Source organism: Alphaproteobacteria bacterium LSUCC0396 (genome assembly GCA_041228345.1).
Lineage (GTDB): Bacteria > Pseudomonadota > Alphaproteobacteria > Puniceispirillales > Puniceispirillaceae > UBA3439.
Map to the genome: position 1 here is coordinate 1109786 of CP166131.1, position 26598 is coordinate 1136383.

Annotated in this window: 22 protein-coding genes; 14 read left to right on the plus strand and 8 right to left on the minus strand. The window is 52.4% G+C overall.

Going from position 1 to position 26598, the window contains the following annotated elements:
• Positions 1 to 36: 36 nt before the first annotated feature.
• From AB8881_05430 to pcaF, 6 genes are all read left to right on the plus strand, one after another.
• Complete coding sequence (locus tag AB8881_05430) at positions 37 to 1191, plus strand: ABC transporter substrate-binding protein (protein ID XDZ64323.1); 1155 nt, start codon at positions 37 to 39, stop codon at positions 1189 to 1191.
• 86 nt (positions 1192 to 1277) lie between these two features.
• Entirely contained in the window at positions 1278 to 2198 is a 921-nt protein-coding gene (locus tag AB8881_05435; protein XDZ64324.1) for a branched-chain amino acid ABC transporter permease, read from the plus strand.
• Positions 2199 to 2202: 4 nt separating this feature from the next.
• Positions 2203 to 3225 carry a branched-chain amino acid ABC transporter permease gene (locus AB8881_05440; GenBank protein ID XDZ64325.1) on the plus strand — a complete coding sequence of 341 codons (1023 nt, stop codon included), beginning with the start codon at positions 2203 to 2205 and terminating at the stop codon, positions 3223 to 3225.
• The gene (locus AB8881_05445) at positions 3222 to 3974 is read left to right on the plus strand and encodes an ABC transporter ATP-binding protein (GenBank protein XDZ64326.1); all 753 of its coding nucleotides are present in this window, start codon (positions 3222 to 3224) and stop codon (positions 3972 to 3974) included. The genes AB8881_05440 and AB8881_05445 overlap by 4 nt, the downstream gene beginning before the upstream one ends.
• 3 nt (positions 3975 to 3977) lie before the next feature.
• Positions 3978 to 4682, plus strand: a complete 705-nt coding sequence (locus AB8881_05450; protein XDZ64327.1) for an ABC transporter ATP-binding protein — start codon at positions 3978 to 3980, stop codon at positions 4680 to 4682.
• 36 nt (positions 4683 to 4718) lie between these two features.
• Positions 4719 to 5921: a 3-oxoadipyl-CoA thiolase gene (gene pcaF, locus AB8881_05455; protein XDZ64328.1), complete on the plus strand. Its 1203-nt coding sequence runs from the start codon at positions 4719 to 4721 to the stop codon at positions 5919 to 5921.
• Between the two features lie 8 nt (positions 5922 to 5929).
• On the opposite strand, the gene paaG is transcribed toward pcaF, so the two are convergent.
• A complete protein-coding gene (gene paaG / locus AB8881_05460; GenBank protein ID XDZ64329.1) occupies positions 5930 to 6709 on the minus strand; it encodes a 2-(1,2-epoxy-1,2-dihydrophenyl)acetyl-CoA isomerase PaaG in 780 nt (259 codons plus the stop codon).
• A gap of 260 nt (positions 6710 to 6969) precedes the next feature.
• Here paaG and AB8881_05465 point away from each other — a divergent pair, with 260 nt between their 5' ends.
• Together AB8881_05465 and AB8881_05470 are read left to right on the plus strand one after the other, a co-directional pair.
• Positions 6970 to 9021, plus strand: a complete 2052-nt coding sequence (locus AB8881_05465) for a 3-hydroxyacyl-CoA dehydrogenase NAD-binding domain-containing protein (protein ID XDZ64330.1) — start codon at positions 6970 to 6972, stop codon at positions 9019 to 9021.
• Between the two features lie 171 nt (positions 9022 to 9192).
• Positions 9193 to 9798: a dimethylsulfonioproprionate lyase family protein gene (locus AB8881_05470; GenBank protein ID XDZ64331.1), complete on the plus strand. Its 606-nt coding sequence runs from the start codon at positions 9193 to 9195 to the stop codon at positions 9796 to 9798.
• A gap of 31 nt (positions 9799 to 9829) precedes the next feature.
• Here AB8881_05470 and AB8881_05475 read toward each other — a convergent pair whose 3' ends face one another.
• The 3 genes from AB8881_05475 to AB8881_05485 form a co-directional block, all read right to left on the minus strand.
• Positions 9830 to 11440: an FMN-binding glutamate synthase family protein gene (locus tag AB8881_05475; protein XDZ64332.1), complete on the minus strand. Its 1611-nt coding sequence runs from the start codon at positions 11438 to 11440 to the stop codon at positions 9830 to 9832.
• A gap of 104 nt (positions 11441 to 11544) precedes the next feature.
• Positions 11545 to 12282, minus strand: coding sequence for an oxygen-insensitive NADPH nitroreductase (gene nfsA, locus AB8881_05480; protein XDZ64333.1), 738 nt, complete (start codon positions 12280 to 12282; stop codon positions 11545 to 11547).
• A gap of 91 nt (positions 12283 to 12373) precedes the next feature.
• A complete protein-coding gene (locus AB8881_05485) occupies positions 12374 to 13450 on the minus strand; it encodes a tartrate dehydrogenase (GenBank protein XDZ64334.1) in 1077 nt (358 codons plus the stop codon).
• Between the two features lie 412 nt (positions 13451 to 13862).
• Between AB8881_05485 and AB8881_05490 the strand changes: the two genes are divergently transcribed.
• Positions 13863 to 15170, plus strand: a complete 1308-nt coding sequence (locus AB8881_05490; GenBank protein XDZ64335.1) for an O-acetylhomoserine aminocarboxypropyltransferase/cysteine synthase family protein — start codon at positions 13863 to 13865, stop codon at positions 15168 to 15170.
• Positions 15171 to 15241: 71 nt separating this feature from the next.
• On the opposite strand, the gene AB8881_05495 is transcribed toward AB8881_05490, so the two are convergent.
• Both AB8881_05495 and AB8881_05500 read right to left on the minus strand, forming a co-directional pair.
• Positions 15242 to 16444: a DegT/DnrJ/EryC1/StrS family aminotransferase gene (locus tag AB8881_05495; protein XDZ64336.1), complete on the minus strand. Its 1203-nt coding sequence runs from the start codon at positions 16442 to 16444 to the stop codon at positions 15242 to 15244.
• A gap of 36 nt (positions 16445 to 16480) precedes the next feature.
• The gene (locus AB8881_05500) at positions 16481 to 17593 is read right to left on the minus strand and encodes a serine/threonine protein kinase (protein XDZ64518.1); all 1113 of its coding nucleotides are present in this window, start codon (positions 17591 to 17593) and stop codon (positions 16481 to 16483) included.
• A gap of 295 nt (positions 17594 to 17888) precedes the next feature.
• Here AB8881_05500 and AB8881_05505 point away from each other — a divergent pair, with 295 nt between their 5' ends.
• On the plus strand, positions 17889 to 19097 hold the full coding sequence (locus AB8881_05505; protein XDZ64337.1) for an aminopeptidase P family protein: 1209 nt from the start codon (positions 17889 to 17891) through the stop codon (positions 19095 to 19097).
• Positions 19098 to 19293: 196 nt separating this feature from the next.
• Positions 19294 to 19758, plus strand: a complete 465-nt coding sequence (locus AB8881_05510; protein ID XDZ64519.1) for a CoxG family protein — start codon at positions 19294 to 19296, stop codon at positions 19756 to 19758.
• Positions 19759 to 19823: 65 nt separating this feature from the next.
• On the opposite strand, the gene AB8881_05515 is transcribed toward AB8881_05510, so the two are convergent.
• On the minus strand, positions 19824 to 21260 hold the full coding sequence (locus AB8881_05515) for an NAD-dependent succinate-semialdehyde dehydrogenase (GenBank protein ID XDZ64338.1): 1437 nt from the start codon (positions 21258 to 21260) through the stop codon (positions 19824 to 19826).
• Positions 21261 to 21554: 294 nt separating this feature from the next.
• On the opposite strand from AB8881_05515, the gene AB8881_05520 reads away from it, so the two are divergent.
• Both AB8881_05520 and AB8881_05525 read left to right on the plus strand, forming a co-directional pair.
• Positions 21555 to 23483, plus strand: coding sequence for a TRAP transporter permease (locus tag AB8881_05520; GenBank protein XDZ64339.1), 1929 nt, complete (start codon positions 21555 to 21557; stop codon positions 23481 to 23483).
• Between the two features lie 12 nt (positions 23484 to 23495).
• Positions 23496 to 24473, plus strand: a complete 978-nt coding sequence (locus AB8881_05525) for a TAXI family TRAP transporter solute-binding subunit (GenBank protein XDZ64340.1) — start codon at positions 23496 to 23498, stop codon at positions 24471 to 24473.
• 140 nt (positions 24474 to 24613) lie between these two features.
• Here AB8881_05525 and AB8881_05530 read toward each other — a convergent pair whose 3' ends face one another.
• Entirely contained in the window at positions 24614 to 25501 is an 888-nt protein-coding gene (locus tag AB8881_05530; protein ID XDZ64341.1) for a LysR substrate-binding domain-containing protein, read from the minus strand.
• Between the two features lie 108 nt (positions 25502 to 25609).
• Between AB8881_05530 and AB8881_05535 the strand changes: the two genes are divergently transcribed.
• A complete protein-coding gene (locus tag AB8881_05535; protein ID XDZ64342.1) occupies positions 25610 to 26482 on the plus strand; it encodes a TauD/TfdA dioxygenase family protein in 873 nt (290 codons plus the stop codon).
• Positions 26483 to 26598: the final 116 nt, after the last annotated feature.

Below are 26598 nucleotides of genomic sequence, written 5' to 3' on the forward strand. Positions count from 1 at the left end.
GGCGACAGGCCAGATTGCATTTCGAGGGAGACAAAGATGAAAAAACTTATGACGATTTGCGCTGTCACGGCGGCGATGGCCGCAATGCCGGCAATGGCCGAAACGGTTAAGATCGGCTATATGACCACATTGTCTGGCGGTGCCGGCATTATTGGCAAACAGATGCAGAACGCAGTCAATCTGGCTATGCAGCACAAGGGCGGCAAGCTTGGCGGTATGGATGCCGAAATCATCTATGCCGATGATCAGCGCAAACCCGATATTGCCAAACAGCTGGCGAACCGTTTGCTGAAAAGCGATCGGGTGGATATTGTCGCCGGCGTTATCTGGTCAAACCTGCTGATGGCGATTCACAAGCCGGTAACCCGTGCAGGCAATTTGCTGATCAGCTCGAACGCTGGCCCGTCGCCGATTGCCGGTGATCAATGCCACGAGAATTTCTTTTCCATGTCATGGCAGAATGACCAAACGCCAGAGGCTATGGGCAAACATATGCAGGATGCCGGCATTAAATCGGTCTATCTGATGGCGCCAAACTATCAGGCCGGCAAGGACATGCTGTCCGGCTTCAAGCGCTATTACAAAGGTAATGTGGTTGGCGAAGTATACACCAAGCTGGGCCAGTCTGATTTTCAGGCCGAGCTGTCGGCATTGCGCGCCGCCAAGCCTGAAACAACGATGATTTTCCAGCCGGGCGGGATGGGGATCAATTTTGTCAAACAGTGGAAGCAGGCGGGTATGGATGGGGTTAGCAAACTCTATCAGGTCTTTAGCGTTGACGGGGTATCATTACCGGCGTTGAAAGATTCGGCGCTCGGCATCCTTGGCACACAAACCTGGTCACCCGATCTTGATAATCCGATCAATAAGAAATTTGTTGCCGATTACAAAGCTCAGTTTGGCGGCTATCCGTCTTTCTATGCGGCACAGGCCTATGACACGATCTTGGCGATCGATTATGCAATTGCAAAATCTGGTAGCAAGGACACCGCCAAAATGCGCGCCGCACTGGCAACAGGCGATATCCCAACCACCCGCGGCAATCTGAAAATGAACACAAATCATTTTCCGATCCAGAATATCTATCTGCGTGAAACAGTGAAGGATGCTGACGGCGTTGTCACAACCAAGGTGATTAGCACTGTCTTTAATAATCACGCCGACTCATATGCGGTAAATTGTAAATTCTAAAAAACCAGCCAGCGGCCGTTTCTGTGCTGCTGGCTGGGAACAAACAGTCTGCACAACGGCGCGGCTAGCGCGACTGGTTACGGCCTATGACCCTTACCCTTATTCTTGAACAGACTTTCAACGGTCTGCAAGCCGGCGTTACCTTGTTTCTGGTCGCTGCCGGTTTGACCCTTATTCTGGGGATTATGGATTTCGTCTTTCTGGCGCATGGTGCGCAGGTGATGATTGGCGCCTACGCAGCGGCGGCGATTACCCAAGCCACGGGCAATTTCTTTGTCGGGCTGGGTCTGGCCATTCCCATTACATTTGCTAGCGGCTATCTTCTCGAATTATTAATCATCCGGCATCTTTATCGGCGCGATCATATGGAACAGGTCTTGGCGACCTTTGGTCTGATCCTGTTTTTTAACGAGGCTATTCGTATTGGCTTTGGCCCGGCCGCGATTTATTCAGATTTGCCGCCATCGCTGTCAGGCTTTGTCGAGATTTTACCTGAAACACCCTATCCGGCTTTCCGGCTTGGGGTGATCGGTGTTGGCCTTATCATTGCGCTGGGGATTCATTTATTCGTGTCTAAAACCCGTATTGGGGCGATGGTGCGCGCCGGGGCAAACAATCCGGAAATGACGGCCGCGTTGGGGGTTAATATCAAAATTCTGTTCCGGCTGATCTTTGCAACCGGTGCGTGCCTTGCCGGTGTGGCTGGCATGATGCTGGGGCCGTTGACTGCGGTGCAATCGGGCATGGGTGAGCCTTTGCTGATTCTATCGCTTGTGGTGATCATCATTGGCGGTATTGGTTCGGTTCGCGGCGCCTTTGTTGCGGCGATTATCGTGGGGCTGGTTGATACCCTCGGGCGGGTTTTTCTGCCATCAATTTTGCGGTTATTTGTCGAGCAGGCAACCGCCGACGGTGCCGGGCCCGCATTGGCGTCAATGCTGGTTTATATTCTGATGGCAGTGGTACTGATTTTCCGGCCAACCGGCCTGTTTCCAGCCAAGGGATAGTGACATGACCGGATTATTACAATTTTTTGGTCTGATTCACGCTGGCATCCGCGACAATAAATTGCTGTGGCTGCTCATTGCCGGATTCGCGCTTTTTCCAATCGTCACGCATCTTGTTGATCTGCCGTTCTGGAACGATGTTGTGATGCGGATCATGCTGCTTGGCATGGCGGCCATGGGGCTTAATCTTGTGCTTGGCTATGGCGGCATGGTTTCGTTCGGTCATGCGGCCTTTATTGGTATTGGCGCTTATTGTGTTGGCATTGGTCAGTTTTACGGCCTGATGAATGGCTGGGCGCATATCCTGCTTAGCATCGCGGTTTGCGCCAGCCTGGGGCTGGTGATCGGCTATTTGGCGCTGCGCACAACTGGCATCTACTTTATTATGATCACGCTTGCCTTTGCGCAGATGCTGTTTTTTCTGTTTGTTTCGCTGGAACAATTTGGCGGCGATGACGGCATGAGCATTGACCGCGCCAAATTTCTGCTGATCGATCTTTATGAGCCATTACGGCTATATTTTCTGATCTGGGCGATGTTGGCACTTGTTGCGCTTTTGTTAATGTTTGTCGTGCGATCACGCTTTGGGGTGACCTTGCGCGCCATTAAAAGCAATGAGTCTCGCGTTGAAGCGATGGGGCTTGTGCCACTTCATTTCAAAATTACCGGCTATGTAATTTCGGCCGTAATTTGCGGGCTGGCGGGAACTTTGTTTGCCAGTTGGCAGGAATATGTATCCCCCGACATCATGCATTGGACTCGGTCGGGTGAGTTGATGATCATCATCATCCTTGGCGGGCTTGGAACGCTGGCAGGACCGCTGCTTGGCGCGATTGTCTTTTTGCTACTTGAAGAATTTTTACCATTAATGCTTGGGGCACTGGCACCAGCCTATGCCGAGAACTGGATGGTGTTATTTGGCCCGCTGTTAATCATGGTGGTGCTATTTGGACGCGGCGGATTGGTCGGGCTGATCGACCGCAAGATTCTGCCCCGCCTTGGTCGGGGTAAAACAGCGGTGAAATGATGACAAATCCGGTTCTAGAACTTCGCAACCTAACAAAATCATTCGGCGCATTGACCGCGACAAATGACCTGTCATTAACCGTAATGCCGGGGGAAATTCATGCGTTAATTGGCCCGAATGGCGCTGGGAAAACAACCTTGATCCAGCAGATTTACGGCGCATTAAAACCTGACAGCGGTCAGGTGCTATTAAATGGGCGCGATCTAACCGGCCTTTCGGTGCCAGCGCGTATCCGCGCCGGAATTGGCCGATCGTTCCAGATCAGTAATGTCTTGATGGATTTTACCGTTTTGCAAAATGGGATCATTGCCGAGCAGGCGCGCCGTAGCCAAAGTTTTCGATTTTTACAACCGGCTTTCGCGGACCGTCAATTGATTGACGGTGCCATCGCTATCCTTGATCGGGTTGGGCTATCCGGCCGCGCTGATGTGATGGTTAGTGATCTGGCGCATGGTGAACGGCGGATGCTAGAACTGGCGCTGGCAATGGCCGCGGCGCCCAGCCTTTTATTGCTGGATGAACCAATGGCCGGTGCCGGGCCTGACGATGGCCAGCGCATGACCGAAATCATTGATGGGCTTCGCGGCGATGTGGCGATTTTACTGATCGAGCATGATATGGATGCGGTGTTCCGCCTTGCCGACCGCCTGACAGTCTTGGTCGAGGGCAGTGTCATTGCCGCTGGAACCGTCGACGAAATTAGTAATAATCAGGCGGTGAAAGCGGCCTATCTTGGCGATGAGGACTAGGCGATGCTGCATCTTCACAATGTTCAGTCAGGCTATGGTGCGGGGCAGGTTCTATTTGGTGTATCGCTGGCGGTTCCGGCTGGCAAGGTTGTCTCACTGATGGGCCGCAACGGCATGGGCAAAACCACCACCATCCGCACGATCATGGGGCAGTTGCCCTTGATCGCGGGGCGTATTGAACGCTTTGGCGATGACCGGCCAGATCAGCTGCCATTTCAGATTGCGCGCGCCGGTATCGGGCTGGTGCCTGAAGGGCGGCAGATTTTTTCCAATCTGAACGTCGCTGAGAATTTACAAACCTTTTATCTGCCACCGCGTGATGATACGGCATCGCACTGGCATTATGACCGTGTGCTGGCATTATTTCCGAGGCTTGCCGAACGACGCGATCATGCGGGCAATCATCTATCAGGTGGTGAACAGCAAATGCTGGCAATTGGACGCGCGCTGATGACCAATCCAAAACTATTGATCCTTGACGAGGCAACCGAGGGGCTAGCCCCGATCATCCGCAATCAGATATGGGATTGTCTTGCCACGCTAAAGGCCGAGGGGCAGTCGATCCTGATTATTGATAAAAATGTCAAAGCCATGGCTAGGCTGGCCGATTACCATTATATTCTGGACAAGGGGCGAGTTGTCTGGCACGGGGATTCAAAAACATTGCTTGGAACCGATGGGCTGACCGCGCGTTATCTTGGAGTTTGAGGAAGAAAACAACCGGTGAGCCGGATAGGATTTAACATGAATGCCTTTATTTGTGATGCTGTTAGAACTCCGATTGGCCGCTTTGGTGGCGCACTCTCATCAATGCGCCCAGATGATATGGCCGCGCATGTGATCGAGGCATTGCTTGCGCGTTACCCAGATTTAAACAAGGGCGCCATTGACGAGGTGGTTTTTGGTGCGGCCAATCAGGCTGGTGAAGATAACCGCAATGTCGCGCGGATGGCGTCGCTGCTGGCAGGGCTGCCGGTTGAGGTGCCTGCAAGCACGATTAACCGCCTTTGTGCATCGGGCATGGATGCTGTTGCCACGGCAGCACGAGGCATTCGGGCAGGTGATTATCATCTGGCCATTGCGGGCGGTGTTGAGAGCATGAGCCGCGCCCCCTTTATCGTGCCAAAATCTGAAACTGCCTTTGCGCGTAAGGCCGAGATTTATGACACAACGATTGGTTGGCGGTTTGTAAATCCGGCAATGAAGGCCGCTTATGGGGTCGATTCAATGCCCGAAACAGCCGATCATGTTGCAGCTGATTATCATATCAGCCGCGCCGATCAGGATGCGTTTGCGCTGCGCTCGCAGCAACGCTGGGCAGCTGCGCACGCCGCCCAGAAATTCGCTGACGAAATCATTCCCGTGCCAGTTCCTCAACGCCGCGGTGATCCGGTTATATTCGATACTGACGAGCATCCCCGCCCCGATACCAAAGCTGAACGGCTTGCTAGCCTTGCCGGGGTAAATGGTGACGGCTCAACGGTAACCGCTGGCAATGCATCGGGCGTCAATGACGGGGCAGCGGCGCTGTTGCTGGCCTCGGCCGAAGGGGCCAAGATGCATGGTTTGCGGCCAATGGCGCGGATCGTGGCAACAGCTGCCGCTGGGGTGGCACCGCGCGTTATGGGAATTGGGCCGGTGCCTGCCACCAGAAAAGCGCTGGAAATGGCCGGTCTTTCGATTGAGGATATGGATGTGATCGAGATCAATGAGGCCTTTGCGGCGCAGGGGCTTGCCTGTCTTCGCCAGCTTGGCATTGCTGATGATGCGCCGCACGTAAACCCGAATGGCGGGGCGATCGCGATTGGCCACCCACTTGGCATGTCTGGTGCACGGCTTGTGCTGACGGCAGCTTATGAGTTAAAGCGGCGCGGCGGACGATATGCGCTTTGTACCATGTGTGTTGGCGTTGGTCAGGGCGTCTCGATGATTATCGAGGCCGTCTAACTGCCCGTCTAACTGCCGGTAAATTCTGCTGGGCGCTTGGCCAGAAACGCGCGCACCCCTTCAGCATAATCATCTGATCTGCCGCACGCCTGCTGCATGACTGCCTCATCATCAAGATGCCCATCAAACGGATTGCTGGCAGCGGCTTGCATCAATTTTTTTGTCCCTGCATAGGCGGCGGTCGGGCCAGATGCAAATTTTGTTACAAGGTCATGCGCTGCCAGCATTAGTTCGGCATCATCATAGCTTTTCCAGATAAGCCCCCATTCAGCCGCTTGCGACCCGGATAGCGCCTCACCGGTTAGCGCCAATCCCATGGCACGCGCCATGCCAAGACGGCGTGGCAAGATCCAGCTACCACCGGCATCAGGCACCAGACCAATTTTCGAAAAGGCCTGAATAAAGCGGGCATTATCTGCCGCCAGAACAACATCACAAGCCAGCGCCAGATTAGCACCTGCCCCTGCCGCAACCCCGTTCACCGCACAGACCACCGGCACCGGCGATCCGGTAATCAGCCGCACCAGCGGATTGAAATAATCATTTAATGTCTGCCCCAGATCAGGCGGCCAATCGCCAGTATCAGGATTGCGATCGCCAAGATCCTGACCCGCACAAAAACCACGCCCCGCACCGGTAATCAATATTGCGCGCGCCGTGCCGACATTTTCCAACGCCGCCCGAAACGCACGATGCATTTCGATATTAAGCGCATTTAACCGGTCGGGTCGGTTTAGGGTAATTTTGACCCAATGATCGCGCTTTTCAACAATGATTGTATCGCTCATATCATCCCTGCCATTTGCTGTTATTTGGTTTCTCTTAAGGGCGCGCGCCATGACCTATTTTTTTTAGATATATTTTGCCAAAATGACGCGAAACAGGTCTTTGTTGCGGCGTGATAATCTTGCATGATCACAAGCGACCTTCGCAAGCATTCTGGCACTAGTTTCGTCAGTTTAGGTGAAGATAATCATTTGCATAGATCGGCATCCACAAACGGCCCTCATGAAAATGCGGCGCCATTGCAAACCCAAAAGGAACAGCCATGACGGTAAAATTCTGGCGCGATGATAATGTGTTTTTTGTCGAGCTTGCCAACCCGCCGGTCAATGCTATCAATCTGGCTGTACGCAGTGGGCTGCATAACGCGCTGATGGCGCAAAAGGCCGAAGCCGGTATTGACCGTGTTGTGCTGATGGGAAGCGATAGAATCTTTGCAGCCGGAGGTGATGCACGCGAATTTGATACCCCGCCGGTGGCACCACATTTGCCCGATATTCTGGCGATGATTGAGGCATCTGAGGTTCCATGGATTGCACTGATAACCGGGGCCGCGCTTGGTGGCGGGTTGGAACTGGCGCTGGCCTGCCGCTATCGGATCGCTGTAACAAAGGCCCAGCTTGGCCTTCCCGAAGTGCTGCTTGGCGTTGTTCCGGGTGCTGGCGGTACCCAGCGCCTGCCACGTCTGATCGGGTTTTCTGCCGCGCTGGAAATGATCACCAGCGGCAAGCCCATGACCGCACAAATCGGGCTTGCGGCGGGGCTTATAGACCTTATTGATGATGCGCCAAAGGCCGCCGCAATCGCGATTACCGCCGATGATCTGCGCGCCATAACGCCGGTTGGCAATTTGCCAAACAGCACAAGGGATGACGCCGTATTGGTAAAAATCCATGCTGCCCTTAGCCGCCGCGCCGCTGGCCAGATTGCACCGGTAAAGGCGGCCGAGCTTGTTACCCTCACCAGCCATACATCCTTTCTTGCCGGCATGGCCGCCGAACGTGATTGCTTTCTTGCACTTCGTCAATCCGCACAGGCACGGGCACTTCGGCATCTGTTTTTTGCCGAGCGCGGCGCAAGGGCACCAGCTGACCTTGCCGCGCATCGTTCCACCATTGGCGAGGCCGTTGTCGTTGGCGGCGGCACGATGGGGGCGGGTATTGCCCATGCCCTGATCAGTGCCGGCATCAAAACGGTAACAATTGAGAATAATGACGTCGCTGCCACTGCGGCCATTGCACGCGCTGAAGGCCTTATCGAAACTGGGATGAAACGGGGCCTAATCACGCCGGCGCGCGCGGCTGAAATGCGTGCCCGCCACAGCGTCTCAACCGATTATGCCAGTGCTGGCAACGCCGATATCGCCATCGAAGCGGTGTTTGAAGATATGGCGGTCAAGCAAGCCGTTTTTCAGCAATTGCAGATGGTCATGCCAGCCACTGCCGTTTTGGCAAGCAATACATCCTATCTTGATATCAATGCGATTGCCGGTGTGCTTGATGATCCATCACGGCTGATCGGACTACATTTTTTCGTCCCCGCCCATATCATGAAACTGCTCGAGATCGTAAAGGGTGAGGCCAGTGCGCCGAGCGCTCTTGCTGCTGGATTCGCGCTGGCCAAACAGCTTGGCAAAATTCCGGTTGTGGCGGGGGTTTGTGATGGCTTTATCGGCAACCGGATATTGGCACGATACCGTGAGGCGTCTGATCTTTTGCTGTTGACCGGCGCAACCCCGGCGCAAATTGACCACGCCATGACTGGCTTTGGCTATGCAATGGGCCCTTATGCGGTACAGGATTTATCCGGACTTGATATCGCCTATGCGAACCGCCGCCGCCAAGATGCCAGCCGTGATCCAAACAGGCTTTATGTCAGGATCGCCGATCTGATGGTTGATGCTGGCCGCCTTGGCCGCAAAGCCGGTCTTGGCTGGTACAGATATGATAATGCAGGGCAGGCAAGCCATGATCCGGCGGTAGATAATCTGATCATCGATGAGGCGGCGACGGCAGGCGTAACCCGGCGCAATTATAGCGATGATGACATCACCCACCGGCTGTTGCTGGCAATGATTAACGAGGCGGCGTCTATCCTTGACGAGGCAATCGCAGAAACCGCCACCGATATTGATCTGGTGAGCGTTCTTGGCTATGGCTTTCCGCGATGGCGCGGCGGGCTGATGCATTATGCTAACCAGATTGGCATGGAAAACATTCTCGCCGGATTAGAGGCGCTATCCGGGGAAAACAGCACGATCTGGCAACCGAATAGATTTATCAAAGACGCCGCGGCGGCGGGACGTGATTTCGCGTGATGGAAATTCGTTTGGCACAGAATATAACTAGCACCACAATCATCGGGATTTGTCTCAGCCAGACAGGTTCGCATTGATCTTCTGGCCGTGATAATCTAGCTGAAATAATCTAGCTGAAATAATCTGGCGAAAACAATTTGGCGGCAATAACCTTGTTACATTAGGGCAGATATGGACGGGCTCGATCATCTGTGCAACACCGAGATTGATCTTTGGCATAGGGCAGCCGCAGGATCAAATGATCACAAAAACAGCCTTTGGCAATTTGCGCCGCCACCAGATGATCTGATCCGCCAGACCGTTCTTCGACATCCGGCCGCCGCCGCGACGCATCTTGCCGCAAGGGATTATGGGCTGGATCCCCGCACTGCCACACTGCACCACGCAATCATCGCCGCACTTGATCTTGTCCAGTGGCAATTTGCCTATCGCGAAGACGAGCTTGACGAGGGGGTTTTTGATCATTACGGCTTTTTCGAACTGACCGGCCCAACTGGGCATTTCACCTCAAAGCAACTGAATGCCTATATCGGTTATTGGGGACCAGAGCTTTTCTATCCGGCGCATTATCACGAGGCAGAAGAGCTGTATTTTGTGATCAGTGGCGAGGCAACATTTACCGCCGATGGGCGGCCGCCAGTTCGGCTCGGCCCAACCCAGCAGACATATCACGCAAGCTGGCAACCACACGCAATGACCACCGGCTCAAGCCCAATTTTAACGCTGATCCTTTGGCGCGGATCCGGCCTTGATGGGGCGCCAATATTATGCCCTTAAAACCGGCCATCACCCCACCGGCCACTAACCATTACGTCGTTAGTTCTTGCGGATGAAAGCTGTCGCCGCTAACCCGGTGCCAATAAGACGACAGGCGCGGATCATCAACCGGCTTGCCGTCAATCAGCGCATTCACCTCGACGCGTGGATAAATCTGGTCGGCAAGCAGAATTTTACTCGCTGACAAGCGGCGCACTATATGCCGCCGGTTAAGCTGGTTGGTGTGGGTAAGCCCTGCCGCCTCGAGCATTTCCACAACCGCATTCATACTGTTTTTATGGAAATTAAACACCCGCCTTGCACGCGTTTCAACATCAAGCACGCGGTATCGTTTCGGGTCCATCGTGGCAACCCCGCTAGGGCATCTGCCAGACGCACAATCACGCGCCTGAATACAGCCAAGTGCGAACATGAAAGGCCGCGCCATATTGCACCAATCCGCGCCAAGGGCACAATGCCGGACAATATCGTAAGCGCTGATAATCTTTGCCGAAGCGGCGATCTTGACGCGGTCACGGATCCCTGCCCCTCGAAGACAATTATCAACAAAGACCAGCGCATCGCGAAGTGGCGATCCAATATGATCGGTAAATTCAACCGGCGCCGCGCCAGTGCCGCCTTCGGCCCCGTCAACCGTGATAAAATCGAGCATGGTACCGCTTTCCACCATCGCTTTGACAATCGCAATGACTTCCCAAGGATGCCCAACGCATAATTTTATGCCAACAGGCTTGCCGCCCGAAAGATCACGCAGCTTTGCGGCAAAAGCCAGCAATTCATTTGGTGTTGAAAAAGCACTATGACGCGCCGGCGACACGACATCCTGATAGGCAGGAATTCCGCGTGTCTCGGCAATTTCAGGTGTGACCTTTGGTGCCATTAACATACCGCCATGCCCCGGCTTGGCACCTTGGCTTAGTTTTATTTCAATCATTTTAACCTGATCCAGCACGGCGCGCTCGCGGAACGCCTCGGGATCAAACTGCCCATCAGCGGTCCGGCAGCCAAAATAGCCAGTGCCAATTTGCCAGATCGTATCACCGCCCCCCGCAAGATGATATTTCGACAAAGACCCCTCGCCGGTATTATGTGCAAAGCCGCCTAGCTTAGCCCCAGCCGATAATGACTGAATTGCTGGCGGCGACAATGCACCAAAGCTGGTTCCCGAAATATTTAGCACCGAAGCATCATAGGCCTTATCGCCTTTACCGACCCGGATACGGAAATCTGACGAGTCAATTTCTGCGGGCTGAAGCGAATGATTAAGCCAGTTGAAATCTTCAGCGTACATATCTTTGTCAGAACCAAAGGGGCGGGCGGCGGTAATGCTTTTTGCGCGCTGATAAGCCATCGCCCGCTGATTGCGCGAATAAGGCAGCTCGTCTGTATCAGATTCCCAGAAATATTGGCGCAATTCTGGCCGGATTGACTCGAACAAAAACCGGAACCGGCCAATCAGCGGATAATTACCAAGAACCGCACGTTTCTTTTGCGTGTAATCATAAAACCCGACCCCCGCCAGCCCGGCCAGCACCGCGGCAAATCCCCAAAAAGCGGGATAGGCGAGGCTTGCCAGCCCAGCCGCCAATGCGCCTAGCAGCGCATAAAACATCAGCGAATAGCGTCCAAACAAAAATTCCATGACCACCCCCCAAACGACACTTGATGCTAAATTACGACCCAATCAGCAACCGGATGCAAGCCTTTTGATCACAGGCGCGTGTCAATTCAATCAGCAGTTTATGGCTATTTCTCCAAGAAGCCCGATCGGCGCAAGAACGCCAGCATATGCGGGCGCGATTCCTTGCTCAGCATCGCCGACATTTGTTCACTCCAGCTTTGGGATTTCTTATTGTCTGTGCGGGTTTGGTAATAATGGCGGATCGCATCATCATAATCGGCCAGCTGGCCAAGATCGCTGTCGGTGCCATAGCTGTTTTCACGAAATACGATATCAAGCGGCAGACGAGGTTTGATTTCCGGATTTTGATCGGGCCAGCCGAGGCATAGCCCAAAAACCGCATAGCTATGTTGCGGCAACCCCAAAACTGCTGATACCGCAGCCGGATCATTGCGCAAGGCGCCAATATAGCAAATGCCAAGACCGGCCGATTCTGCCGCCACTACAATATTTTGCGCCACCAGTGCGACATCTACCGTTGCGATGATGAACTGTTCGGTAAAGCCGGTATTCGCCTCGGCGCCATGCCAATCACAACAGCGCGAAGCTCGACTAATATCGGCGCAGAACACCAAAAATTCAGCCGCCGATTCGATAAAAGCCTGATTGCCAGCCAATTCTGCTAGGCGCGCCCGCTTGACCCGATCGGTAATACGGATGATCGTCGCCGCCTGCAGAAAATTGGATGATGCGGCAGCCTGACCGGCAAGAATAATCTCGTTCAACAAATCAGGTGCAATCTGCCTGTCTTTGAACTGGCGGATCGACCTATGAGATTTTAACAGCTCGATTGTTGGGTTCATAAGGGCTACCTCTCATTAAATCGGTCAGAGTATCAATCTATCAGTCTATCAACAAATATGCACCTCTGCTGGACAGCTATTCGTTGCGGGCCTATTCGTTGCGGGCCCTAATCACATCAATGATTGCATTGGTCACCTGCTCAGATGTTGCCGTGCCGCCAAGATCGGGCGTATGAAAATCAGGATTGGCAGTAATCACCTCGATCGCTTCCATTAACCGTGTAGCGGCATCGCTCTCGCCAATATGCTCAAGCATCATCGACGCGCTCCAGAACGTTCCCACCGGATTGGCGATGCCCTTGCCGGTAATATCAAAGGCCGAACCATGGATCGGCTCGAACATTGAAGGGCTGGTCCGCTCAGGGTTCAGATTGGCCGTTGGCGCAACGCCAATTGATCCAGATAAAGCCGCCGCCAGATCCGACAGCACATCGGCGTGAAGGTTGGTCGCAACAATCGTATCGAGGCTTTCCGGCTTCATCGTCATTCTGACTGTCATCGCATCAACCAGAATTTTATCCCATGTCACGTCAGGGAAATCTGCGGCAACTTCGGCGGCGATTTCATCCCACATAACCATACCGTATCGCTGGGCATTTGATTTCGTCACGACGGTCAATAATTTACGCGGCCGTGACCGCGCCAGCTCGAACGCAAAACGCATGACACGTTCGACACCAACCCGTGTAAAGACGGCCAGATCAGTGGCCATTTCATGCGGCTGGCCACGATGACTACGGCCGCCCTGACCAGCATATTCCCCTTCGGAATTTTCCCGCACGATAACCCAGTCAAGATCCTTTGCCGTTACACCAGCCAGCGGACTTTTGATCCCCGGAAGAATGCGCGTTGGGCGGACATTGGCATATTGATCAAGCGGCTGGCAGATATTCAACCGCAAACCCCAAAGTGTCAGATGATCAGGAATATCTGGCGCCCCAACCGCACCAAAGAAAATCGCATCAAAATCACGCAGCTCATTTGCCCCATCAGCAGGCATCAGCGCGCCTTCACGCTTGTAACGGTCACTGCCCCAATCAAAGCTGGTCACATCCAGTTTGAACCCGCCATCACGCGCGGCAAGAGCATCAAGAACCTTTAACCCAGCATCAATAACCTCAACGCCAATGCCATCGCCCGGAATAGACGCGATTTTATATGTTTTCATTTATGTCCCCGTAAAATCTGCAAATTAAAATTCTGACAAGCTGCCATGGTTAGACCTATATGGCAGAGACTGGTGAACCGCGGCGATCGCTTCCAACGGTAAATATTAGGCGGATATTGTTAGCATGACACCGCACCATGATCAGCAAAAAAGCGATGCGCAATCAACAATCACATGACCGGCACCCTCTGAAAATCACGCGGCCTTGTCGAGGCGTTCACGTTGGCCAGTCACGCGGTCGATAGGATGACGCTATAAATTACTCAATCCGGATCCAAAAATAGAAGGTTTTGCATTATATACCGTAGTTTGGAAATTTTTTTTAACTGCCTTCATTTTTTTCGCTGGCCAAAGCAAATTTTTCTATATCTTTGCAATCTTCAATTCATGCATTCAAGACGAGGCAGAAACTATGTCAGCAACTTTTCAAAATCCCGAAACATTGGTGCTTCACGCCGGTAACTATCGCCGTGACAGCGCGACGAACGCAGTTGCAGTACCGATCTATCAAACTACCAGCTATCAGTTTGACAGCACCGAACATGCTGGCAATTTATTTGGCCTTCGCGAGCTTGGAAATATCTATACGCGGATCATGAACCCGACCAATGCAGTGCTGGAAGAACGGGTTGCCGCGCTTGAGGGGGGTATGGTTGCGCTGGCGGTTGCATCCGGATCATCAGCCGTCGCGCTTAGCATTCAAAACCTATGTAGTGCAGGCGATAACATTGTTTCGTCGCCGCATCTTTATGGCGGCACTTGGAACCTTTTTGCCAACACGTTCAAACAGCTTGGCATTGAGGTACGCTTTGCCGATGCGGATAATCCGGAAAGTTTTCGTGAACTAACCGACGAGAAAACCCGCGCTTATTTCGCCGAGACCCTGCCCAATCCAAAGCTGAATGTTTTTCCGATTGCCGAAGTTGCCGAAATTGGCAAGAGCCTTGATATCCCGCTTATTGTGGATAATACCACCGCGCCAATTACCTGCCGCCCAATCGACCATGGTGCCAGCGTCGTTGTGCACTCGCTGACCAAATATATTGGCGGCCATGGTACCTCAATTGGCGGCATCATTATTGATAGCGGCAATTTCGACTGGACCCGGAATCCGGACCGGCATCCGCTATTCAATACACCAGACCCAAGCTATCACGGCGCGGTTTGGGGCAGCCTTGTTCCCGAAGCATTAGGCGCACCAATCGCCTTTGCTATTCGTGCCCGCGTTGTGATGCTGCGCGACCTTGGAGCAGCGATTTCACCAACCAATTCGTTCCAGTTAATTCAAGGTCTGGAAACACTGCCATTGCGGTTCCGCGTTCATCAGGACAATGCGCAACGCGTTGCCGAACATCTGGTTAAGCATGAGGCGATCCTGTCGGTAATTTACCCAAGCCTGTTTGAAGGCGCACAAAAGGCCAAGGCCGACAAATATCTAAACCGTGGTTACGGGCCGATCGTTGGGATCGAGCTTAAGGGCGGCGAGGCAGCTGGCCGCAAGTTCATTGATAATCTGAAGATGATCTATCATGTTGCCAATATCGGTGATGCGCGCACCCTTGCCATTCATCCGGCATCGACAACGCATTCACAGCTTTCCGCCGACGATCAGTTAAAGACCGGGGTAACACCGGGCTATGTCAGGCTTGCGGTCGGGATTGAGCATTTTGACGACATCATCGCTGATATCGAACAGGCACTTGTCGCCGCTAACAGCTAGCCGGTTTTACCCAGAAAAACAAAATGGGCCGCGGCGATGCTGTGGCCCATTTTTACCGGACAACGCCCCGATTAATTTGTTAAAAACGGCCTGATTTCTTCGGCGATAATCTCGGCGATCACGTCGCAATCATCAATTGTGAAAGTCAGCGGTACACGCATATCAAGGGTTTTTTCCAGCACCCGCAACGTCGTTGGCAAAACCGGGATATCATCAATATAACGCCAGCTATCATAGCGGCTGGTAAAGGCCTTTGGCTCAGCATCACCAAACCATTTCAGCTCAACCCCACGTTTGGCACAGGCCGCAACAAAATCGGGAACCGCGGACGCTGCCACCGCATCAGCACGGAATTGGATTGACGAGCCAACATAAAACTCTTCTTGTTTGCGCGGCGGAATAATCACCCCGTCCATTGCCGATAGATGCCCATGAAGCCGATCATAAAGCTGGTTCCAGCGCGCCAAATTATCTTCAAGCATCGGCAGTTGCGCGCGTAACATCGCCGCACGCAAATGATCCATCCGTCCCGAATAATTAGGAGCATGAAGCCGCACTTTTTGAAATATTTCTTCGGCCGGGATCGCGCCATGACGACCATAGAGCATATAAGAGCCGGACGACACCACCGCAACCGCCGCCAGTTCGGCATCATTAGTGGTCAAAAAACCACCCTCGCCCGAATTCATATGTTTATAGGTCTGGGTTGAAAATGCCGCCACCTTACCGAAATTGCCCGAGCGGATACCGCGCCATTTTGCCCCCATTGTGTGGGCACAATCTTCAATGAGGCTGATATCATGCTTGGCACATACCGCCAGCACCCTGTCCATATCGGGAATATGACCCCGCATGTATGATAAGAGCAGATGTTTGGCACCGCTGGCCGCGGCCTTTGCATCCAGATCATCACAATCAATATGATAATTCTCATCAATATCGACTAGAACTGGCACAGCGCCAACATTATGAATAGCACCTGGAACTGGGGCCAGAGTATAGGCATTCGCCAGCACTTTATCGCCAGGTTTAACCCCGCAAATTCGCAAGCCAAGCTGAATAGCATAGCCCCCCGAAGTGCAGGCAACGCAATACGCCGCCCCCTGCCATTTCGCATATTCCATTTCCAAGGCAGCGACGTCGCCAACTTCATCGGGCAGTAGATTATACCGGTGCAATCGGCCGGTTTGCATAATTTCGACTGCACGTTTGATGCCGGCTTCGGGGATTCCCTCTTGCTGGGTAAATGGTTTGCGAAACACCGTTTGCGTCATTGGCCTTTACCTCTTTTATAAATGGCGGCGGTTGCTTTAACCCACCAGCTTTGGGAAATAATCCTCCAGCACACTTTCACGGTTAACATCTGCGGTACAACAATGCAAACCGCCACCAAAGGCATAGGCATCCCGCAAATCAACCTCGATAACATTCATCCCGAGCTTGTCCATCTGCTCAGCCTGATAGACCTCGGATTTTTCGACACAAACTGTTTTCGGATCAAGCACCAGCACATTCATGCTAAGCCAAACCGACGAATAGCATAGCGCCGGCGGGGCATTATGCGCGGGCTGTGCCGCATCAACAATTTCCCACCCATTATCATGAAACATCCGGCGCTGTTCTTCTGGCAGGCGGCGTTGCGGATTGTTCAAAATCAGGCCGGGACGAAGCGGGGTAAATGTCGCGTCAATATGAATTGGATATGGGTCTCCGGGAAAATTAACCGCATGAACCCGGTGATCAGGAAAATGCCGGCGCAGCCATTCAATGCCTTTTAAGTTTGTCGTAAAGCCATGCTGGACAACAAGGTCCTTGCCAAAACGCAAAACATCAGCAGCATCAAATAACGGCTCTTCTTCCGTCGTTACAAAGAATTTCTCGGCGGCCCATTGCAGCCGTTTTGCAACACCAATTTTCTCTGACAGATAATCTGGATGGTAATCAGCATCAGTCAGGCGCGGCTTTGGTGCGGCCTCATGGCGGAAATTCGGATCTTCATTCCAATATTTCTGCATCAGCGGGCGGTAACAAAGATATTCAAACCAGCGACAGCGGTATGACATCGTCGCTTCGAGAATTTCGTTCCCAACTGTCAGCAGCACATCGCGTGGCGGCATACAGCCGAATTGGCTTTCAGTATGAAAATCAGGAGTGGTCGCTGGCTGGGAAAAATCAATCGGTGTCGGGCGATCAACCTTGATCCCGCGCGCCGCCAGCATTGCCGCAAAATTATCCAGCAACTCATTGGCGCGGTCGATCGTTTCCTGCGGACGCCGACCCCACTGGCCACGCATGTCGCTATCTTCTGGCACCTTGGCATCGAGGGCTGGCTCTTCTGGCGGGATATGACAATCATCAGCACGTCCGACGATGACATGTTTCAACGGGTCCCATTCATTCCAGCTATTCACGATTGTTGACATCATTTTCTCCTCGATGGCGCAACGGCGATCACATAGATTTAAAAAAAAATTACCCGCAAAAAATCACCAGCGTTCATACAACAATTTCCCGCAGTCCAAAACAATATATTACACGGCTTTGGCACTGGCCTATCCGGCAAAAAAGACTTGCCTCTTTTATCGCAACTGTTGATATAGAGCGAAGGCACGAACGATGGCGTCGTTCCAGCTGCATCGAAAAGGGTGCGGTTGCGCCTTGCATATTAAAGTCCTGAACGCCGGGGCCTTCTTTTGAACACGTCAATGGAGGGTCTAAATGACTTTACGACCAGAAACCTACCGTTTTCATAACGGTGAAAAAGCAACAGCGCAATTTTCCAACAGCGAATATGAATTCCGAATAACCGGTTTGCGCCGGATTATGGCCGCCGCCAATGTGGATGCTGCCGTTTTTACCTCAATGCACTCGATCGCCTATTATTCCGGCTTTCTTTATTGCGCCTTTGGCCGGCCTTACGGGCTGGTCGTCACAGCCAATGATCATGCCACAATTTCTGCAGGCATTGATGGCGGCCAGCCATGGCGGCGATGCTTTGGCGATAACATCACCTACACCGACTGGAAACGCGATAATTTTTGGCGTGCAGTTGTATCAATGACCGGCCAGAACTGTGCTATCGGCTATGAGGCAGATCATCTCACCCTTGATCAGCATGACAAGCTAAAGACATTTCTATCGCCTTCCAGCATGATCAATCTGTCACATGACGTGATGCAGCAGCGAATGCATAAATCAGCGGCAGAACTGGCACTGATCAAAGCCGCTGCCAAGATTGCCGATATTGGCGGCTATGCTATCCATGATGCGGTAAAAGAAGGCGCACGTGAAATTGACATTGCTATGGCTGGCCGTGATGCCATGGAAATTGCGATTGCCGCAGCCTTTCCCGATGCCGAATATCGCGATACGTGGGTCTGGTTTCAATCCGGTCTCAATACCGATGGGGCCCATAATCCGGTCACAAGCCGAGCCTTGCAATCCGGCGATATTCTATCGCTCAACAGCTTTCCGATGATTTCCGGCTACTATACCGCACTTGAACGAACGATGTTTTTAAAAGAGGTAGATGCGGCCAGCCTTCAGATCTGGAACGCCAATGTTGCCGCACATGAATATGGCATGAGCCTGCTGCAACCCGGCATGAGCTGCAGCACGGTTACCCAAAAGATCAACGCCTTTCTGCAAGAGCGCGATCTGCTGCAATATCGCAGCTTTGGCTATGGTCATTCATTCGGCATCCTGTCGCATTATTACGGCCGCGAAGCCGGGCTGGAACTGCGCGAAGATGTTGATACTGTGCTGAGACCGGGCATGGTGGTGTCGATGGAACCGATGCTGACCATTCCGCATGGCACGCCGGGTGCTGGCGGATACCGTGAGCATGATATTCTGATCATCACCGATGGTGGCCATGAAAATATCACCCATTACCCCTATGGGCCGGACTTTAACATCGTTGGCTAAGCCAGACGGGCCCCAACAGAATTGACCCCAACAGCATTGGCCCCAATAGAATTGGCCAAATTGACAGATGCCAAGCCTGCATTCCGTGGCTTGGCATAACCTTTGCCGTTGCAAGTCGGCCGCCAGTCGTCCTATAAATTTTTTGAGAGATTACCACCGCAAAAAGATTGCTGCTAGCCGCGAGGAATTTGCCATGATGGAAATTGCCGACGAAATCACGATCCCTGCCACCCGTGCCGCGGTCTATGAAGCGTTGAATGATATTGAGATCCTAAAGGCCTGCATTCCGGGTTGCGAATCGCTTGAACGCGAGTCCGAAACCAAACTGGTTGCCAAAGTTGTGCTGAAAATCGGGCCCGTTAAGGCAAAATTCAATGGCTTTGTTACACTTGACCAATCAAAGGCACCGGACGGGTTTAGCCTGTCTGGCGAAGGCGAAGGCGGTCTTGCCGGATTTGCTAAGGGCGGCGCTGATGTGACATTAACCGAAGATGGTGATACGACAATTCTGCATTATACCGCAACCGCCGAAACCGGCGGCAAGATTGCCCAGCTTGGCAGCCGGCTGATCACCAGCACGGCAAAAAAACTGTCCAAGATGTTTTTCGAGAAATTCGAAAAAGTCATGATTGGTGAGGTGGAAATTGACAGCGCAAGCTAGCACCAGATTATCCCGGCCTGCCGCCTAGCTGCGCATATGGGCGCCAGCAGCTGGCGTGACTTTATTTAATTATAAATCTCGCTCGAATAACGGGTTGCCAGAAATGCGTCGAGCCCCTCACTGCCGCCTTCATGGCCATAGCCGCTGAATTTCAGCCCGCCAAACGGCGTTTCCACCGAATGAACATGAAGCGAGTTTACTGCAAGCATACCAGTTTCAATCTCGGTTTTTAAAATGCCAACGGTTTTGGCGCTATTGGTAAAAGCATAGGCCGCAAGACCGAATGGCAGGCTGTTTGCCCGCGCAATCACCTCGTCGATATTTGCAAAAACTGCGGTCGGCGCAATTGGGCCAAACGGCTCTTCGGTCATGATGCGCGCGGTGTCGGGAACATCGCTTAACAGGGTTGGCTGATAAAATGACCCCGGGCTTTGAATCCGGCCACCCCCAACCAACAGCTCGGCGCCCTTTTGAAGAGCATCCGCAACAAAACCATCCATGATGTCAATCCGGCGTTCGGCAACAAGCGGCCCCATTGTAACACCCGCATCAAGGCCATTGCCGGTAGTGACCGCCTCAACATGTTTTCTAAAAGCTGCCAGAAACTGATTACGAACTGGCTCTTCGATGAAAAAGCGGGTTGGTGAAATACAAACCTGACCCGCATTGCGGAATTTGCCCATCGCGCAAAGCTGCGCCGCGGCATCAATATCAGCGTCTTTGAACACCATCACCGGCGAATGGCCGCCAAGCTCCATCGTGCAGCGGATCATATTTTTGGCAGCAAGCTGTTGCAGATGAATGCCGACAGGCACGCTGCCGGTAAAGCTGAGTTTACGGGGAATCGTCGAGCCAAGCAGATGTTCTGATACTTGTGCTGGCACCCCAAAAACAATATTCAGCACACCCGCAGGCAAGCCCGCATCCACCAGTGCCGCACCAATTGCAATGGCGGTAGCCGGCGTTTCCTCGCTTGGTTTAATCGTTATCGAACATCCGGCAGCCAGCGCACCAGCAACCTTGCGCATCACATTTGTTGCCGGAAAATTCCATGCCACAAAGGCAAGCGCTGGCCCAACTGGCAATTTGCGCGCCTCATGCTGCATGCCCGGAAATCGTGACGGAATGATCCGCCCATAGACACGCTTGGCCTCTTCTGCGTACCAACGAAGCAGATCAATTGCGACCTGCATTTCAATTTTCGCCTCGGCAAGCGGCTTGCCCATTTCGCGCGTTAGATTGGCAGAATTAACCTCAAACCTGTCCTCAAGCAGACGTGCCGCCTTTTCGAGAATGGCCTGCCGACTATGCGGGGTCATCTTGCGCCACAGGTTGAACCCTTCAAGGCTGCTTTCCAGCGCCCGATCAAGGTCTGCCGGACTGGCATGAGGCACCTGGCCGATCTCGGTACCATCAGCCGGGCAAATAACCGGCTCACTTGCGCCGTCACTGCCCAACACCCACTCACCAGCAATTAGCATTTTTAACTCTGGATAGGACATAGGATGATCTCCATTTCTATAGCGCGTGGGCCTGTCGCCGGATTGCAAATTACAGTCATAAGTCTAAACGGTGCTCTTACTCTCATCCAAGCACAATATCGTTTGAACAACCTAACCGACATATTTCGGTTTTCAAATGAATATCATCTGGGCATGGGAGTAACCCGGCTTGGGGATAGGCTGGGGGCTGGCGATAGATCGAGGTTTTGCAGCAAAATCATACTTTTCTTACGTTTTAATTTTACATTTGCGCAGTTTTGCGAAAATCTAAACCTAATCCATAAGAGAACCCTAATGACTCCCCCAGTAGCAGATCATCAAAACAACCCATCGTTTCTATCATCATTGCAATATGGGCTGATTGCGGCTGCCGCCAGTTTGATGACGATATTGTGCATCTTATGGAATCTTGATGCGCCAACCCGGTTGGGCATTGCGTTTCTGACCGAACAATATATGGGCTTTCAGCTTGGACTGGCGCTAACAATCCTATTTTTGACCCCGTCAAACAGCTTGGTTCGCGACCTGATTGGCGTTCTAGCCGCCGTTGTCTGTTTTGCCGGCCTGACCTATATGGCGTACAATTACGACAATTTGCTGGCCGAACAGGCCTATCGCCCGCCGATCCTGACATTGCTGGGCGGCATCGTTGTTTTGGGCGTTGTTGAAGGCGTGCGCCGGCGCGCCGGCATGGCGCTTTTTGCGATCATTCTGGTTTTTCTGATTTACGCTCTTTTGGCAGATCGAGTGCCCGGCACGCTGGTTGGCCAAGAAATGTCGCCGGTCAAGCTGGTGCAATATCTAGGCTTTGATCCCGGTGCCGTCTTTGCCACTCCTTTGGCGGTTGGCACTGTCATTGTCGTGCTGTTTGTATTCTTTGGACAGTTGCTATTCAGTGCCGGTGGCGGCGAATTCTTTACCGACCTTGCAATGGCTGCAACTGGCCGGACACGCGGTGGCAGCGCAAAAATCTCAATCATCGCTTCAGCCCTATTCGGCTCCATCTCCGGCAGTGCAGTCTCGAATGTTGTGACCACCGGCGTTGTCACAATTCCGCTGATGCGGCGTGGCGGCTACTCAAAGAACGATGCTGGCGCAATCGAGGCAATTGCCTCAACCGGTGGCCAGCTGACACCGCCAATCATGGGAGCGGCAGCATTTTTAATGGCCGAATTCCTTGAAATTTCATATCTGACAGTTGCCGCCGGCGCATTGCTGCCCGCGGTCATTTATTATTTCAGTGTCTTTATTCAGGTCGATCTAATCGCCGCGCGTGACAATATCAAACCGGTGGAAGATGACACGCCAAATATTGGCGCGGTTTTACGTGAGGGTTGGCATTTTATCCTGCCTATGCTGGTGCTGGTGCTGGCATTATTCTGGCTGCGATATGATCCGGAAATGGCCGCAATACTGGCCTCGGCTGCGGTCATCGTAACTGGGATGCTGCGCGGTTATAAGGGCAAAAAACTGACCATTTCCCAGATTCGTCAGACACTGATCAGCACTGGCACATCGATGGTTGATCTCATTCTTATCGTTGCCGCCGCAGGCTTTGTTATCGGCGTGTTGAACGCGACAGGCCTCGGCTTTGCTTTGACCTTGTTATTGCTGGAGGTGATTGGGCAGAACCTGTTTGTGATTCTTTTTGCAGCTGCATTTATCTGTATTCTACTTGGCATGGGTATGCCGACTTCGGGCGTTTATGTGCTTTTGGCAGCACTGGTTGCGCCATCGATTGTCGAGGCTGGTGTGAACCCATTAGCTGCCCATCTCTTCATTCTTTATTTTGGCATGATGTCGATGATTACGCCGCCTGTTGCGCTTGCAGCATTCGCCGCTGCTGCCATTACCAATGCCAACCCGTTTTCTACCGGCATTGCGGCCATGCGGATCGGCTGGGCGGCCTATGTCGTGCCATTTGTTTTTGTTGTGACGCCAAGCCTTCTGCTGGATGGTGACAGCCTCGAAATTACCATGGCTTTGGGCTTTTCATTGGCCGGCATTTTCATGGTTTCGGTTGGCATCGTCGGTCATTTTACGCGGCGATTGCCAATTCTTTTACGCTTGCTTGCGATCATTTTGGGGCTGTTATGCCTGCCATTTCCGATTATTGGCATGCTGATGAATATGGTGGCATGTGCCATTGTCGCAGGGCTTGCCTTATTTGCCGCGCTACGGCCAAAAAGTTTCCAGCCTAAAACAGGAATAACGAGCAATTAATGGGAGGATACAATGCTCAAAACTTTTAAAACAATGCTTGGTGCCACATTTGGCCTGGCCCTTTTTACTGCGCCTGCGATGTCGGAGGTGATTACGATCGGATCAGGATCACAAGGGTCACTCGGCTTTAACACCGGCCAATCAATTGCAAAAATTGTGAACCAAGAACTTGGCATCACCGCCCGAACACAGCCACTAACTGGTTATCTGCCGCTGATCAATAATGGCGAGCTTGATTTTGGTTTTGCCAATGCTGTCGAGGTTGGCTTTGCCAGCACCGGCACTGGCACTTATGCTGGCAAACAAAATTCAAAACTTCGCCTTGTTGGCACAATGTTCCCACTGAAGACTGGCCTGATGGTAGTTGCTGATACTGGCATTGAAACCATTGCCGACCTGAAAGCAAAGGCATCCGGGCTACGCATCGCATCTGAATATAAGGGATCGACGATCATTCCCTATTACATTGAAGGCGGGCTGGCAAACGGCGGCATGGTCTATGATGATTTTGTAAAGGTGCCAGTATCCAATTTCGTGAAAGGTATTTTTGCCCTTGGTGATGGTCTGGTGGATGTTTCACTTGTCAGCCTGAATTCAGGTGCGGGCAAAAAATCCAATGCCCAGCTTCGTGATCGTGGCGGCCTTAAATATGTCTCGCTCGATAATTCGCCCGAGGGTCAAGCAAAGTTAAAGCAATTCATGCCAGCGGCAAAAATCATTTCGATGAAAGCCAACCCGAATATTCCGGGCCTGCAAAAAGACGTCAATATCATGGAAATTCCATGGATGATGATGACGAATACAGATGTCTCCGATGAATTGGTCTATAAAATAACCAAAGCCATTGTTGAACATAATGACAAGCTTGGCGCCAGTTTTGGTGCTTTCAAAAATGCCAAATCCGCCACAATGGCACCAGCAAATGCGATGCCATATCATCCAGGCGCCCTACGGTATTACAAGGAAGCAGGGATCAAGGTTGGCGATTAACGCTGGCTAATAAAAGAGGGCTCTGACGGCCTTAACCGATATGGTGAAAGGACCGGCAGTTGCCGGTCTTTTTATTTAGCGCGCAATAGCCGGCAGAAATCTGTTGGTGAGGGAGTAATTCTACTTATTGACGATATGCGTCAGACCCGCAACCCGTCTGCAGTTGCCTCGACAAATAATGACGCTAGCGTCGTCCGGGGGCGGTTAGCCGGAAACAGAAAGGCAAAATCATAATGGATCGTCGGTTTTAGCGGACGGATCACGACATTTTCGCTGCTGTTTGATCTTGCCGTAAACGGGTCGGTAATCGCAATGCCAATGCCATGCTCGACAAATTCATTCACCGCCACCGCAGTTGTTTCAAACTGCGGTTTATACTCGATGCGTGCCTCAGCAAATAATTGGTCGATCCGCATCCTGCCAATCGTTCCCTGCGGCAGCCCAACCATTGTTTCACCAGCAAGATCAGCAATATCTATCCGTTGCATCTTGGCGAGCTTGTGACGTTTATGCAGGACGCAAACACCCGGAAAACTGCCGATATGGACAAGGTGTGCGCTTGGATATGTGAATGGCAAAGCCACCGCACATAGGTCAAACTGCTGGCCCTCAATGCGCCGCTCTAGCTCAACCCTGCTGACCACATCAACATTAACCGAGACACCGCTAGCCGTGGCCTTGAAAATACTTAACGCCTTGGGCATAAGCCCGCGGGCAAGAGTCGCAGAGGTAAGCAATTGCAGATGCCCCTCTGAAACCTGGCGAAGTTCATTAGCCTTGCGGACAAGCCTGTTCAATGCCTCAGCAGCCGAATCCGCCTCGGCCAATAGCAATTTACCCTCGGCCGTAAGCCGTAACCGCCGTTTGCTTCGGTCAAATAAGGTGATGCCGAGCTGGCTCTCCAGCGCGGCGATATGCCGGCTCATCGCCGACTGATCGGCGTTCAATATGCGCGCAGCATCCGTCATACTGCCCGCCCTAGAAACCGCCCGAAATGTCTCGATCCAGCGAAATGGCAGATTTTTCATCACTTACCTATGTAAAAAACGCATAAATAATTTGCTATTTTTCATTTTTTTTCATCATTTGTATAGCCTAAGCTTTGAGCAGGCTTTTGACAGAAACAGGGGGTTGAAATGAGCGCAAATAATCAATTTGAGGTTATACCAACAGGCGCCGCGCTTGGCGCCGACATAGTTGGGTTGGATTTGACGCAAGAAATTGATGGCGACGTTTTTAAAAAAGTGACTGCTGCATGGGATCAGCATCTAGTTCTCCGATTTCGCAATCAAAATTTAACTGAAGACCAATTTGTCCGCTTTTCCCAATATTTTGGCGCTCTTGATAAAGCACCAACGCGTCCAGTTAATGGTGCATACCATCCAACGCGGGAAGAAATTGCCGTAATCTCAAATATAGTCAAGGAGGGTGTTGCAATTGGTGGGCTAGGCAATTCTGAACTGGTTTGGCATCAGGATATGACCTATAAGGACCTGCCGCCAAAAGCGAGTATTCTCTATGGCCTGACCACACCTGCAACCGGCGGTGATACTCATTTTTACAATCTGAACCGCGCCTATGAAACCTTGCCAGACGCGCTGCGAGAACGGATTAAGGGATTGTCATGCAAGCATGATGCAACACGCAATTCAGCCGGCCAGCTACGCGCCGGTTTTGACGAAAACTATAGTAACGAGAACAGGCCCGGTGCGGTGCATCCATTGGTTATCAAGCATCACTCAACGGGGAAAGAGTCGCTCTATGTTGGACGGCGGCCAAATGCCTGGATTGTCGGGTTGAATGACCAGGACAGTGATCAGCTATTGGACGAGATTTGGCACCATATCGAAACCGGCTCACACCTCTGGGCGCAGCAATGGCAACCAAACGATCTTGTCATATGGGATAACCGTTACACGCTGCATATGCGCGGCGACCTCGACCCGAACCAAGACCGGCTTATGCACCGCACGCAAATCCGAGATGAGCGGGCGCCTACTGCTGCGTAACGCCAATCATCTAACCGGCAAATGCCGCCATATGGGACCGCTAAGAGGCGGCATTTGTCTGACCATGATTTACCATCACAAAGCCAGAAGGCGGGTTATCTTCCGGACCCTTTTCT